This window comes from Pseudomonas sp. EL_65y_Pfl2_R95 (genome assembly GCF_963971045.1).
Lineage (GTDB): Bacteria > Pseudomonadota > Gammaproteobacteria > Pseudomonadales > Pseudomonadaceae > Aquipseudomonas.
The window spans coordinates 133,507-146,216 of the sequence record NZ_CAXAOV010000007.1; the positions used below are offsets into that span (position 1 = coordinate 133,507).

Genomic DNA, 12,710 nt, shown 5'->3' on the forward strand with positions numbered 1-12,710 from the left:
TGTAATCCCGATGCCAGCACCTTATTGAACGGGCGCTCAGGATTGTTAGGGGCCAGCAATACCGGGTCTGCCTCGATCTTCAACAAAGGGATATGCGCGCTATCCTGATGGCCAGTGACCGCTTCGCCAAACATAAGGTGGTCACGGGTCTGGCTGACATTGTGCTGCTCTCGGATTTGTCGAAAGTACCAACCGCCATCCGTTGTATCGCCATACAGGCAGGCACCCACTAGCACGTCATCGCGGATCACCAGTTTTTTGTAGATGCCGCCAATGGGGTCTGACAAGGTGATGGTTTCAGTGCCTTCAGCGCCGAGAAACTCACCGGCTGAAAACAGGTCGATACCGGTAACTTTTAACTTGGTTGAAGTCACTGAACCTTGGTAGCGCGAGTAACCCAGTTGGGCAAGGTGATTGGCGCAGACTTTGGCTTGTTCGAATAAGGGCGCAACCAGGCCATACGCAGTTCCTCGATGGTTGGCGCACTCACCAATTGCGTAGATTCTTGGGTCAAAGGTTTGCAGCGTGTCATTCACCAGAATCCCACGGTCACAGGCGATTCCGCTCGCTTCTGCCAGTTGGGTATTGGGGCGGATACCGGCTGCCATAACCACTAAATCGGCGGCAATCACATCGCCGCCAGCGAATTTAACAGCGCAAACACGACCGTCACCGTTATCCAATAATTCGGCGGTCTGTTTGGACAGCATAAATTTCAGGCCGCGCGCTTCGAGGGATTTTTGCAGCAGTTTGCCCGCAGTGCTATCGAGTTGGCGTTCCAGCAGGGTGTCGCCATTGTGCACAACAGTGACATCCATTCCCCGCAGCTTTAAACCATTCGCCGCCTCCAGTCCCAGCAGGCCGCCACCGATTACCACGGCGTGGCTGTGGGTTTTGGCGGTGTTCATCATCACCTGGGTGTCGGCAATATCCCGATAACCAATGACACCTTTCAGCTTATTGCCAGGAATCGGCAAGATAAATGGATTGGAGCCGGTGGCGATGAGTAACCGATCGTATTCTGCCTCGGTGCCATCATCGGCTGTTATCAGGCGCCGCTTGCGGTTGATCTGGGTGACTTTACGTCCGAGCAGCAGTTTGATCTTGTTGTCGGTGTACCAGTTAAGGTCGTTGAGTACGATTTCTTCAAAGCCCTGCTCGCCGGCAAGCACGGGTGACAGCAGGATGCGGTTGTAGTTGGGGTGGGGCTCTGCGCCGAATACCGTAATGTCATACAGGTCGGGACTAAGTTTGATCAGCTCTTCCAGGGTGCGAACGCCCGCCATGCCATTGCCGATCATCACTAACTTGAGTTTTTTCATCCCGGCTTACTCCTGGATAAAATCACGGAAAACAAAAAAGGCGTCCCGCTAGTTGCCTAGCGAGGACGCCTTTGTCCAAGTCCCGTTCAATCGGGAAGTGCAGTCTTCTTCGTTGAAGAGCGCGCTTTATTTAAATTGTAAGAACGCTAATGCAGGCAGTGTGCCAAGTTCCATACCTGAGGCATTCAGCTGGTTTTACTCGACTAAGCTATTTTCAATCGGCGCTATATGCACCGCTTTGAAGCGCCTCGCTCGGTTGCAGTGCGTCGGTAGATGCGCTTTTACAGGGGGAGGGGATTCACGCCGCTGAGCGGGCCGCTGAGCAGTTGTTGATTGCAGCCTGATGCTGCTTAGAGGTGTCGCGCAGGTGTCTGCTGCGCAGGCATGGTCATGGTGTGAGTCTGTGACCCGGGAACCGACTTAGTGATTGCGGCTTCGGCATGGGTTGGTATGGGCAGTGTGAGAAGGGCAATGGCGAGAATGTTGCTCATGAAGCCGGCGAGGCGGGTGTGGTGCGGTGTGATTGGCATTACAGTTCCCCCTGCTTTTATGTTGGAGCACCTGAAGCATCGAAGGCATAAAGGCGCAGCAGAGGGGTAGAGCCAAGTGTCACTTTCTGCAACGCCTTTTTACGTTGCATGGTGTTCATGCATTGAATGTGCCGTTATATCCAATTAACCCGGGGAAATTTATTGCTGAAGGCAGGCGGCATTGGCGCCACCTGACCGGTTTTATAGTTAAAGAAGACAAAGCCTGATTTGGCCATGGCGATTAAGCTTTGATCGGCGGGACGAGTAATGCGGAAGGTAATGTCGCCGCCGTACTTATTGAAGTCCATGATCCCGACTTCAAATAGCAATTGATCGCGGGCATGGGCCTCTGCGCGGTAGGTGGTCGCCAAGTCGGTGACGATGATTCCAACACCTTCATCGCTGGCTTCCTCAATGCCAAAGTCAAATAAGAAGCGCGCACGGGCTTCAGAAATCATTGAGATCATTGAGTCGTTGCCGAGGTGATTGGCCGCATTGATATCGGTCACCCGCACGGTGAGGTGGGTACTGAAGCAGAACTGATCTTCAGGAAAACTGAGGGTCAAGCGGGCCATATGATTTCTCGTCTGCAGCAGGGGCGATGGAAGGCCGATTGTACGGCTATGACGAGGCCATGGGCAGTGTCATCTCGACTGCCCATGAGGGGCAACGCTAGTTGCGGTGCAAGGTATTAAGTGAGTAGAAGGTCACCCGTCCACCTTCAATTGAATAGCCTTGGTTATCCTGTATATAGGCACCGGCTTTGTAATACAGCAACTGTCGACTCCAACTGCTGCTCAGCTGTTTATAGAACGAGCCATTGTCGCCACTGGTTTTCACCGTAATGCCCAAACGGCCAGTGGAGGTAATTCGTAATTGGTAGCTGAAGCGCTCATTGAGATCAACGTTCTCTGCCAACAGAATGTTCTTTACTGTCGAGCTGCCCGGTTGCGAGCGGTAGAGTAGCTCGAGTCGTCCAGTCCCGTTTTTATAATGATATTGCAGCTTTACCAAGGGGTCGTTTTGACTGCCGGGCTGATCCTTGCTGTGGATTTGACCGACAACAACCTTGTTCTTGCTTGGTACCACATTGACCGAGAGCACGGCGTTTAAATAATTGTCGGCATCTTTGTAGTACCAGTTGTGGAGGGTGCCGTCGGCATAGGTTTCACGCAACTCGCTGCGTGGGTAACTGGCATCTTCGGTGCGTGAGCCGGTCACCGGCACCCAAAATACAACAGTCTTTTTAGCGTCATGGCGGAAGTATTGGCTGGAGTAACCGCTTTGAATGCGCGCAGCGCTAATTTCGGTCGGTGTAGGGGGCGTTGGTACAGATAAATTCCAGGTGGTCAGATCAAACACATTAGATCCTTAAAGGGTCGCCGTTCAGTGAACAATTGCTTTGCCACTGTTCGGCGATCCTGGCTGTGCTAGGTTCAACGCATCTGACCAACGGGCCCTAACTGCAGTCTTAGAGGGCTTATGGCCATCTCTTTAACATTAGTCCCTAATACAAAACGTGTGTTTTTAAGCCGCCGGGCGATGTTGTTTCTGATAGAGAAACTCGAGCACAGCGGCGCGATACTCGTGATAGCGCGAATCATGGGCCAAGGCCATGCGCTCGCGGGGGCGGGGCAATTCAACCTCAAGGATCTCGCCGACCGTAGCGCAAGGGCCATTACTCATCATCACAATGCGGTCAGACAGCAACACCGCTTCATCAACGTCATGGGTGATCATGATCACGGTGTTGCCCAGCTCGGCATGAATCTCCATCAAGGAGTCCTGCAGGTGGGCGCGGGTGAGGGCGTCGAGTGCGCCAAAGGGCTCATCCATCAACAGCACCTTAGGTTGCATTGCCAGCGCGCGGGCAATGCCGATGCGTTGTTTCATGCCGCCGGATATCTCGCTGGGGCGTTTATCGCGGGCATGGCTCATATGCACCAACTCCAGGTTATGCTCGATCCAGCTGCGCATTTCGCTTTTGCTTTTAGTGCCCTTGAACACTTGGCGTACAGCCAGCTCAATGTTTTGATAGCAACTTAGCCAGGGCAACAGGCTGTGGTTTTGAAACACCACGGCGCGTTCTGGACCGGGAGCGTTGACCTCCCGGTTGTCGAGAATCACCCCACCCGTTGTGGCCTGATACAGACCAGCGACAATGTTCAACACGGTTGACTTGCCGCAGCCCGAGTGACCAATCAGGGATACAAATTCGCCCTTGGCAACTTTCAGATCAACGTCTTTGAGTGCGCAAAACAGGCCTTTTTCAGTCGGGAAGCTAATGCCAACGCCAGAGAGTTCGAGGTGTGCAGTTTTCATCGGAGATCCTTAATGATTAACGCAGGTCGGCGGTTTTGTCCCAGCTCACATATTTTTGCAGAGCCAGCATTAGTCGATCCAAGGCGAAGCCGATCAGGCCAATTACGATTACTGCAACCATGATTCGGCCCAAGGAGTTGGAGCTGCCATTTTGGAACTCATCCCAGATAAATTTTCCCAAACCAGGGTTTTGCGCGAGCATCTCTGCGGCGATCAACACCATCCAGCCGGTGGCCAATGACAAGCGCAAGCCGGTGAAAATCATGGGAATAGCGGCGGGTAGAACGATTCGCCGAATATGGCTGAGTGGGGACAAGCTGAGCACACGGCTGACGTTTTGCAGGTCTTTATCCAGATTTGCGACGCCGACAATGGTGTTGATTACCGTTGGCCACAGGCAGCAAAGCGCGACCGTCACCGCAGAGGTAATAAATGACTTGGCGAGCACTGGGTCGCTGCTGGTGTAAACCGCGCTGACCACCATGGTCACCAGCGGCAGCCAAGCCAGGGGTGAGATGGGTTTGAATATCTGGATCAAGGGGTTGATTGCGTTGTACAGCGACTTGCTCAGGCCGCAGACAATCCCCAGCGGGATGGCGATCACTGAAGCAATGACAAAGCCGGTCATAACCGTATACAGGCTGGTAAGGATTTGCCTGAAGAAGGTGGGTTTTCCGGTGTAAGGGCGAATCTTGACTTCGGCACTCGGATTTTTGCTGAGCAGGGCATCATTGCGTACTTCCTGACGCTGATAGAAGGCTGCTTCACGCCTGGCCTCGCGCTGATGTTCAGCTATCAGGTTGCCGAACTGTGTGGTCACTTGAGCGGGACCCGGAAAAGTGCCCAAACTGGTGTGGATACTACCGGCGACCATTTGCCAGAACAGCAGGAAGGCTGCCAGACCAATAATCGGCATCAACAGATTGGGCAACCAGCGTTTAAAGGCTGCGCTGCGTGCAGTCTTCACGGTCTGGACAATTTGCCCGGAGATGGCAGGGTTACTCATCATAGAATCCTCGGTTTACAGGCATCAGCCTTGTTGCGCGCGTTTGCGGCGCTCGCTTAAACGGGCATCGGTTTACAGCACTGAGTCATGCTTCAAGCCGATTTTCATCTGCTCGATATAGGCATTGGGCTTGCTGCCGTCATAGGTCAAACCGTCAATGAACTCGTTGCTTGGGGCGCGAAAGCCACTTTCATTCGCAGCAGGAAAATCGCTGGCTTTCGCCATGCCTTCGCTAATCAACTCGACGGCGGCCTGGCGATATACAGCCGGCTGATAAACTTGCTTGGCGATGTCGAAATACCAGCTATCGGGTTTGGACTCGGCGATCTGGCCCCAGCGACGCATTTGCGTGAGGTACCAGATAGCGTCTGAATAGAAGGGGTAGGTCGCGTTGTAGCGAAAGAACACATTGAAGTCCGGTACGCTACGCTTGTCGCCTTTCTCATACTCGAAAGAGCCGGTCATTGAATTGGCGATCACCTTGGCGTCGGCGCCTACGTACTCAGGTCGCGACAGTATCTCCACGGCTTCTTGGCGATTGGCGTTGTTGTTTTCGTCAAGCCACATGGCGGCGCGGATCAGGGCTTTGACCAAGTGTTTGTGGGTCTCTGGGTTGGCATCCGCCCATTGCTTGGACACGCCGAGGACTTTCTCCGGATTGTTTTTCCATATTTCATAGTCAGTGATCACCGGTACACCAATGCCTTTAAACACTGCTTGCTGGTTCCATGGCTCACCCACGCAGTAGCCGTTGATGGTGCCGGCCTCCATGGTTGAAGGCATTTGCGGTGGCGGCGTGACCGAGAGCAGGGCGTCAGCGCTCAGGGTCCCCGAGATGTCGCCTTTGGCAGGCGCGTAGTAACCAGGGTTGATGCCGCCAGCGGCGAGCCAATAGCGCAGCTCGTAATTGTGCGTGGACACGGGGAACACCATGCCCATATTGAATGGCTTGCCCTCAGCCTTGTAACGCTCAATCACCGGTTTGAGTGCGTCCGCCTTGATCGGGTGGACGGGTTTGCCGTCCGCCATGGGCACGTTTTGTTTCATCTCATCCCATACGGCATTCGACAGGGTAATTGCGTTGCCGTTTAGGTCCATGGAGAAAGCGGTGACGATCTGCGCCTTGGTCCCAAAGCCGATTGTTGCGCCCAGTGGTTGGCCGGCGAGCATCTGTGCGCCGTCGAGTTCACCAGTGATTACCCGGTCGAGCAGCACCTTCCAATTGGCTTGTGCCTCAAGCGTGACGTACAGGCCTTCGTCTTCGAAGTAGCCTTTTTCATAGGCAATGGCCAACGGCGCCATGTCGGTTAGCTTGATAAAGCCGAGTTTGAGTTCTGCTTTCTCAGGTTCAGCCGCGCTGGCAGAAACTGCACCGATCAGGAGGAGTGCTGCGGCCAGGGTCTTTTTGAGTAATAAGCAAGGTGGAGTGGAATAGCGCATTGAAATTCCTCTGCTATCAGAAACGAAAAAAGACGTCGAAACCTACCTGCAATCACAATGCAGGCAGCTTTGACGTCTTTGTCTATTTCGTCCCGATCACCGCCGTTGGCGACCCGAAGACGGATGTAATGAGGTTCTTGCAAGGCCCTTGCCATACTGAGGCTGGGTACTTAATAAACACGGTTAAATAAGAGTTTTAGTGATTTAAAACATAGAGATAAAGATATTATCTAATGTGAAACATTAATTATTGTTTTGACCAAAATGCAGCGTGGCGCAACAGACTAGCTGTGCCACGCTGGTGCGCGGTTATTTGGCAAACCCGCCAATGTGCTCAATAACGGCGCAGGTCGCCAGGCGCGTTTTGTGCGTGTGCGTACGCTGACTGCTTGCGCCAAGGGCGTTAGCTGGCAGGGCGTTTGCGCGGCTCCTCGACGAAGTCTTTAAGCCAACGAAGAACCTCAACCGCCTCCCAGCGCGTGGGGTCGAACATTGCATAGACCAAGCCTTGATACCCGACGACATCCAATGGACGGTGATATCCGGCGCGCTGGAAAAGCGCCTCGATCTCAGCAAAGCAGGTGTTGAAGTGGAGTCTGTTAAAGGGCGTTTTGCCTTCGGTAACGATGCCTTCAAGGTGAAGTTCGTCAACGGTGGCGCGCACCTTTTCCAGAGGCATTCGGTTAACTGATTGTTTTAATTGCATTACGTCCAGCATCGTTGCGCTCCTAATCAAGCCTGTGCGGTATCCGACGCAACTTCGTCAGATGGCGTGAATAAGTTTAATATGAAAACACTGTACAAATAAACAGTATTCGGCGATAGTCAGGCCATCGCGCTGCAAATTTCACTCATTTGCAATGGCCTGACGGCAACAACGCCCCAGTCCATTGGCTCCATAAAGGGGTATCTAGCAATGCAACAGATGCTGATGACAGTTTTGGTATTGGTCATGCTCACTGGCTGTGCGCAACCTTCCCTTGAGCAACCCAAGGCCAATGGCACTTACTTGGTAATCGATAACAACGACGCCTGGGCCGTTGTCATTACAGACGGCCAGCGTGTGGAAGAGCATGGGTTGGTTGTTGATGTAATCGGTATGCCAAAGCAGGGTGTAGCCGTAGCCAATAGCTATGTGATCGACACACCTAATTGCGGGCGGGTGCAATGGATGGCGCAACATGAGGGTGTTGCCGAAGGCGCAACCAGCCTGATGGCGTTGAGTTACAACAAGGAACTGATGCAGTCGAGTTGTGTGATCGGAGAGGCGTTGAGTAGTGTCTGGACCGTGCTCGACTATTCGAGTTGAAACGCCACGACTGCTCAGTTGGCTCCACTATTGAGCAGTCGTGACGAGCAGCAGGCGCTAAGGTTTCGCTGCCGCGCCCGGCAGTAGCCCGTCTGATCTGAACATGTGTTTTATACCGCGCAAGGCCTGACGAATACGGTCCTGGTTCTCAATCAAGGCAAAGCGCACGTGGTCATCCCCGTAGTCGCCAAAACCGATGCCGGGTGATACGCAGACCTTGGCTTCAGACAGCAGCTTTTTAGCGAACTCCAACGAGCCCAATGCGGCGTAGGCCTGCGGGATTTTGGCCCAGACGTACATCGAGGCTTTGGGGTTCTCAACCATCCAGCCCAGTTCGTGCAGCCCTTTAACCATCAGGTTACGGCGTTGGCGGTATTGCTCGGCGATGTCGCGGACACACTGTTGATCTCCCTCAAGGGCGGCAATGGCGGCCACCTGTAATGGGGTAAATGTGCCGTAATCGTGATAACTCTTGATTCGCGCCAGAGCATTGACCAACTCTTTGTTGCCAACCATAAAGCCAATCCGCCAGCCCGCCATGTTGTAACTCTTCGACAGGGTGAAAAACTCTACGGCAACGTCTTTGGCACCCGGCACCTGCATGATCGATGGCGCCTTCCAGCCGTCATAGACGATATCGGCGTAGGCCAGGTCATGCACCACCAATACATCGTATTGTTTGGCCAGGGCTACCACGCGCTCAAAGAAGTCCAGCTCCACACATTGTGCAGTCGGGTTAGAGGGGAAGCCCAGAATCATCATTTTCGGCTTGGGGATGGACTCGCGAATTGCCCGCTCCAACTCGGCGAAAAAGTCGACACCGGGCACCAGCGGTACCGAACGCACTTGGGCACCCGCCAGCACAGCACCATAAATATGAATGGGGTAGCTGGGGTTCGGCACCAGCACCGTATCCCCATGATCCAGGGTCGCCAGCATCAGGTGAGCGAGACCCTCTTTCGAGCCAATGGTGACGATGGCCTCATCTTCTGGGTCGATATCGACTTGGTAGCGGTCGGCATACCAACGTGAAATCGCGCGGCGCAGGCGCGGAATGCCACGTGAGGTCGAATAGCCATGGGTGTCTTCGCGTTGAGCAACGGTACATAGTTTCTCAACGATATGCGGCGGGGTTGGGCCGTCCGGGTTACCCATGCTGAAGTCAATGATGTCTTCGCCGCGACGGCGAGCCGCCATCTTCAGTTCAGCAGTAATGTTGAAAACATAAGGGGGGAGACGATCAATGCGCGCAAAGCGGCGCTTAGCTGGATCAGCCATAAAAACCTCGGAATACGTAAGCGCCCGGAACCGTCCGAGCGACGCTGGCCACTGCGGTGGCCAGCGGCAAAGATAAACCCGACACACCAGGCTTGTCGAGTGGCTTGCGCTGCGATTAAAGATTCAAGGGCTGATGTCTTGCTTGAGTGCAATCAACAACTCGGCAAGCAGGTCGATATCGGCATCAGTGGTGCGCCAGGATGAAATGCTCAGGCGAAAGGCAGGCCGTTCTTGCCAGACGGTGGGTCCGAACCAGACCTGACCGGACGCTTGGGCGGCAAGCCGGATGGCAATGGTTTGTTGATCGTTATCGGCCCGCACGAGGACCTGATTGAGCACCACACGGTTAAGCACTTGATACCCAGCCGCACGCAAGCGCTTGGCCAAATGGCGGGCTTGGCGGATGTGTTGGTCAATCATATTGCGTAAACCTTCACGGCCAAGTGAGGCAAGCGCCGCCCAAATCGGAACGCCGCGAGCCCGGCGTGAGAACTCCAGATTGAGGTTCTTCTGTGCATCCTTTGATGCCGTGGCATAGGCGGCATCGCTATTCATGGCTTGAGCCAAGGCATCCGCATCACGGCAGATGGCCATGGCGCCATCGTACGGCGTGTTTAGCCATTTGTGACCATCGGTGGTCCAGCTATCCGCCTGCTCGACACCTTGCGCAAGCTGGGCTGAAGATGACGCACGCGCCCAGAGGCCAAAAGCGCCATCAACATGTACCCAAGCGCCCGCTGCTTTGGCGCTTGGGATCAGGGTCGCAAAGGGGTCAAACTCTCCGGTATTAACTTCTCCGGCTTGCAGGCACAGGATGCACAGGTCATCAAGTGGTGGCAGGTGTTGCGGGTCAATCCTGCCATGCTCATCGACCGCTGCGATAATGAGTCGGTTGGTGCCGAAGCCAAGCACACGCAGGGCCTTTTTGACTGTGATATGCACGCTGGCCGACACCACAACGCGTACCTCTGGTGCGCCCATCAGCCCATCGCCGTCAAAGTCCCAGCCTTTGCGCTGCAATAACGAGCGCCGCGCAGCGGCGATGCAAGCCAGTGTGCAGGCGGTAGCGCTGGTGCCAAAACCCACAGCGCTGCTTGCCGGCAGCCCGAGGGCATCGAGTACCCAGTGGCCGGCAATGCGCTCAATGACATCCGCTGCCGGCGAGTTGTCATAGGAAGACGCACATTGATCCCACGCCAGGACCAAGCGCTCGGCTGCGGCGGCGGCAGGAAGCGTTGCGCCGATCACAAAGCCGAAATAGCGCGAACTGTTGGAGCTGACAGTGGCTGGCGAGGCAATCTCATCCAAACGCCGTAACACTTCACTTGCCGCTTCGCCTTGTTCGGCAAAGGGTTGGTCGAGACTGTTGAGCGTTGTGAGCGCTGCGCTGTTTGGGAACACTGGGCGAGTCGGCAAACTGTCGAAATAGTTCAAACCACGCTGGTCAGCCTCGCTAAGCAGTTGACGTTCTTCGGTGTGGGTGGTCATGGTGGGCTCCAGGCCGGCAGTATGCACAAGGCTGTATCTTAATCAGCCTGTGCTGGCTAACGCAGATACAACCGGCCGTGGAGACAGGGCTACAGTTTGCGGGTGAGTCGTCCTGTGAGCACAACAGTGAAGGTATGACCGGTACAGTTGCCCTTATCTTGAGACCGGGTGTGCGGCGCTAGTTACCCAGCAGATCGTGCATGGCAATAATCTGCTCGGCGACCTGCGCCAACTTCTGCTGACGGCTCATGGCTTGGCGACGCATCAAAGTGTAGGCGGCTTCCTCATCGCAGCTCTTCATTTTCATCAGCAATCCTTTTGCCAGTTCAATGCGCTTGCGTTCAGCCAACTGCGCATCGCGAGCCTGTAGCTGTGCCCGCAGCGCTTGATCGCTTTCAAAGCGCGCCATTGCCACATCGAGGATAGGCTGCAGGCGCTGGGCGTGGATGCCTTCGACTATGTAGGCGCTAACCCCCGATTGAATCGCCTGGCGCATTACGCTCGGGTTGTGCTCGTCAGTGAACATAACGATTGGGCGCGGCTGGTCACGACTGACCAATACAACCTGCTCCATGACATCACGGCCGGGCGACTCACTGTCAATCAGAATCACGTCAGGGCGTACGGCCTCGACGCGGGCGGGCAGGTCGATAGTCAAGCCGGATTCATCAATAACCTCGAAGCCGGCTTCGGTTAGCGCAGCCTTGAGACGGCCGACTTTTTTCGGTGTGTCGTTAATAAGCAGTATGCGCAGCATGTTTCAGCCTCCTGCTGGTTATTGAGCGGTCATAGAGCTATCGCTCAATGCGTGAAGCGCAAAACTTCGTGCATAGTCTGCTGGGTTGCTGCCATCCCAGCATTTTCCATCGAGCAGGGTGCTGCTGCGCATGGCGGAGGGCACGGCAATATTCAGCGCATCAGCCGCCTGACGGTAAATATCGAGTTGCTGGATACGCTGCGCCACCGCCAAATAATCAGGGTCTTCGCGTAGCAGGCCCCAGCGGCGGAATTGGGTCATAAACCACATGCCATCGGATAAGTAGGGCATGTTTACCAAGCCATCGGCATGAAAACGCAGCGGATGGGGATCGGTCCAAGCATTGCCAAGCCCGTCTTGATAATGGCCAAGAAAGCGCGGCTCAACAGATGACAGCGGTGCATCAACGTAGTCAGGGCTGCTAATCAGTTTGGCTGTGCTGCGCTTGTTTTCCGGATTTTCGTCAATAAAGCGGCTGGCTTCGAGCACTGCCATGGTCAGTGCGCGTGCGGTATTAGGGTAGAGTTCTACGAACTCCCGGGTCACACCCAGTACTTTTTCTGGATGGTCCGGCCAAATCATTTGAGTTGTCGCAACCGTAAAGCCTTGGCCCTGATCGACCGCCAAGGCACCCCATGGGCCGCCAGCACAGAAACCGTCGATGCGCTGCGCATTGAGGTGCGCAACCATCTGCGCCGGTGGCACCACTACCGTATTGACGTCGTTAATGGGGTGGATGCCCTGGCTTGCGAGCCAGTAAGACAGCCACATGGCATGGGTGCCAGTGGGAAAGGTTTGGGCGAAGGTGAGTTTTGCACTGCTTTGATGCGCCTGGGTTTTCAGTGCTTCACCATTGGTCACGCCGCTGCGTTTAAGCTGTTCGGATAGGTTGATCGCCTGACCGTTGTGATTAAGCCCCATGAGGATTGCCATCTCAGTCGCAGTGCCGCCGATGCCAAGATGGGTGCCGTAAACCTGGCCGTACAGCGAGTGCGCGGCATCCAGTTCGCGGTTGAGTAATTTGTCGCGCAGGGTTGCCCACGATGACTGACGTTGCAGGTTGAGGGTCAGGCCATAAGGCTGGGCAAAGCCCTGAGTGGCCGCCACAATCAATGACGCTGCGTCCGTCAGGGCCATAATACCTAGATTAAGCGTGCTCTTTTCCGGTGCGTCAGAGCCGTTAACCCAATCCAGTACATCGCTGCGGCCAGTTGTTTGATCAGCCATTGAACATTCCCTTTACTACAAAAAAAACGCC

Annotated in this window: 12 protein-coding genes and 1 pseudogene; 1 reads left to right on the forward strand and 12 read right to left on the reverse strand. The window is 54.8% G+C overall.

Annotation, left to right across the window (positions count from 1 at the left end):
* Nucleotides 1-110: 110 nt before the first annotated feature.
* The 8 genes and pseudogenes from AACY09_RS20490 to AACY09_RS20525 form a co-directional block, all read right to left on the reverse strand.
* Nucleotides 111-1,322 (reverse strand): annotated as a pseudogene (locus AACY09_RS20490) (NAD(P)/FAD-dependent oxidoreductase); the annotation flags it as partial.
* A gap of 350 nt (nt 1,323-1,672) precedes the next feature.
* Nucleotides 1,673-1,852 (reverse strand): hypothetical protein, encoded by a 180-nt coding sequence (locus AACY09_RS20495; protein WP_339490701.1) that lies wholly within the window; start codon nt 1,850-1,852, stop codon nt 1,673-1,675.
* Between the two features lie 134 nt (nt 1,853-1,986).
* On the reverse strand, nt 1,987-2,427 hold the full coding sequence (locus tag AACY09_RS20500) for a thioesterase family protein (protein ID WP_339490702.1): 441 nt from the start codon (nt 2,425-2,427) through the stop codon (nt 1,987-1,989).
* A gap of 97 nt (nt 2,428-2,524) precedes the next feature.
* Nucleotides 2,525-3,214 carry a polysaccharide lyase family 7 protein gene (locus tag AACY09_RS20505; protein WP_339490703.1) on the reverse strand — a complete coding sequence of 230 codons (690 nt, stop codon included), beginning with the start codon at nt 3,212-3,214 and terminating at the stop codon, nt 2,525-2,527.
* A gap of 165 nt (nt 3,215-3,379) precedes the next feature.
* The gene (locus AACY09_RS20510; protein ID WP_339490704.1) at nt 3,380-4,174 is read right to left on the reverse strand and encodes an ABC transporter ATP-binding protein; all 795 of its coding nucleotides are present in this window, start codon (nt 4,172-4,174) and stop codon (nt 3,380-3,382) included.
* A 16-nt stretch (nt 4,175-4,190) separates the two neighbouring features.
* A complete protein-coding gene (locus AACY09_RS20515) occupies nt 4,191-5,180 on the reverse strand; it encodes an ABC transporter permease (RefSeq protein ID WP_339490705.1) in 990 nt (329 codons plus the stop codon).
* A 72-nt stretch (nt 5,181-5,252) separates the two neighbouring features.
* Nucleotides 5,253-6,620, reverse strand: a complete 1,368-nt coding sequence (locus AACY09_RS20520; protein WP_339490706.1) for a CmpA/NrtA family ABC transporter substrate-binding protein — start codon at nt 6,618-6,620, stop codon at nt 5,253-5,255.
* 403 nt (nt 6,621-7,023) lie between these two features.
* Nucleotides 7,024-7,338 carry a transcriptional regulator gene (locus AACY09_RS20525; protein ID WP_339490707.1) on the reverse strand — a complete coding sequence of 105 codons (315 nt, stop codon included), beginning with the start codon at nt 7,336-7,338 and terminating at the stop codon, nt 7,024-7,026.
* Nucleotides 7,339-7,536: 198 nt separating this feature from the next.
* Here AACY09_RS20525 and AACY09_RS20530 point away from each other — a divergent pair, with 198 nt between their 5' ends.
* On the forward strand, nt 7,537-7,929 hold the full coding sequence (locus tag AACY09_RS20530) for a hypothetical protein (RefSeq protein ID WP_339490708.1): 393 nt from the start codon (nt 7,537-7,539) through the stop codon (nt 7,927-7,929).
* A 57-nt stretch (nt 7,930-7,986) separates the two neighbouring features.
* Here the strand turns inward: AACY09_RS20530 and alaC are convergent, their stop codons facing one another.
* From alaC to AACY09_RS20550, 4 genes are all read right to left on the reverse strand, one after another.
* On the reverse strand, nt 7,987-9,207 hold the full coding sequence (alaC, locus tag AACY09_RS20535) for an alanine transaminase (RefSeq protein ID WP_339490709.1): 1,221 nt from the start codon (nt 9,205-9,207) through the stop codon (nt 7,987-7,989).
* Between the two features lie 123 nt (nt 9,208-9,330).
* Nucleotides 9,331-10,695 carry a pyridoxal phosphate-dependent decarboxylase family protein gene (locus AACY09_RS20540; protein WP_339490710.1) on the reverse strand — a complete coding sequence of 455 codons (1,365 nt, stop codon included), beginning with the start codon at nt 10,693-10,695 and terminating at the stop codon, nt 9,331-9,333.
* Between the two features lie 178 nt (nt 10,696-10,873).
* Complete coding sequence (locus tag AACY09_RS20545; protein WP_339490711.1) at nt 10,874-11,452, reverse strand: ANTAR domain-containing response regulator; 579 nt, start codon at nt 11,450-11,452, stop codon at nt 10,874-10,876.
* Nucleotides 11,453-11,470: 18 nt separating this feature from the next.
* Nucleotides 11,471-12,679 (reverse strand): CmpA/NrtA family ABC transporter substrate-binding protein, encoded by a 1,209-nt coding sequence (locus AACY09_RS20550; protein WP_339490712.1) that lies wholly within the window; start codon nt 12,677-12,679, stop codon nt 11,471-11,473.
* Between the last annotated feature and the right edge of the window lie 31 nt (nt 12,680-12,710).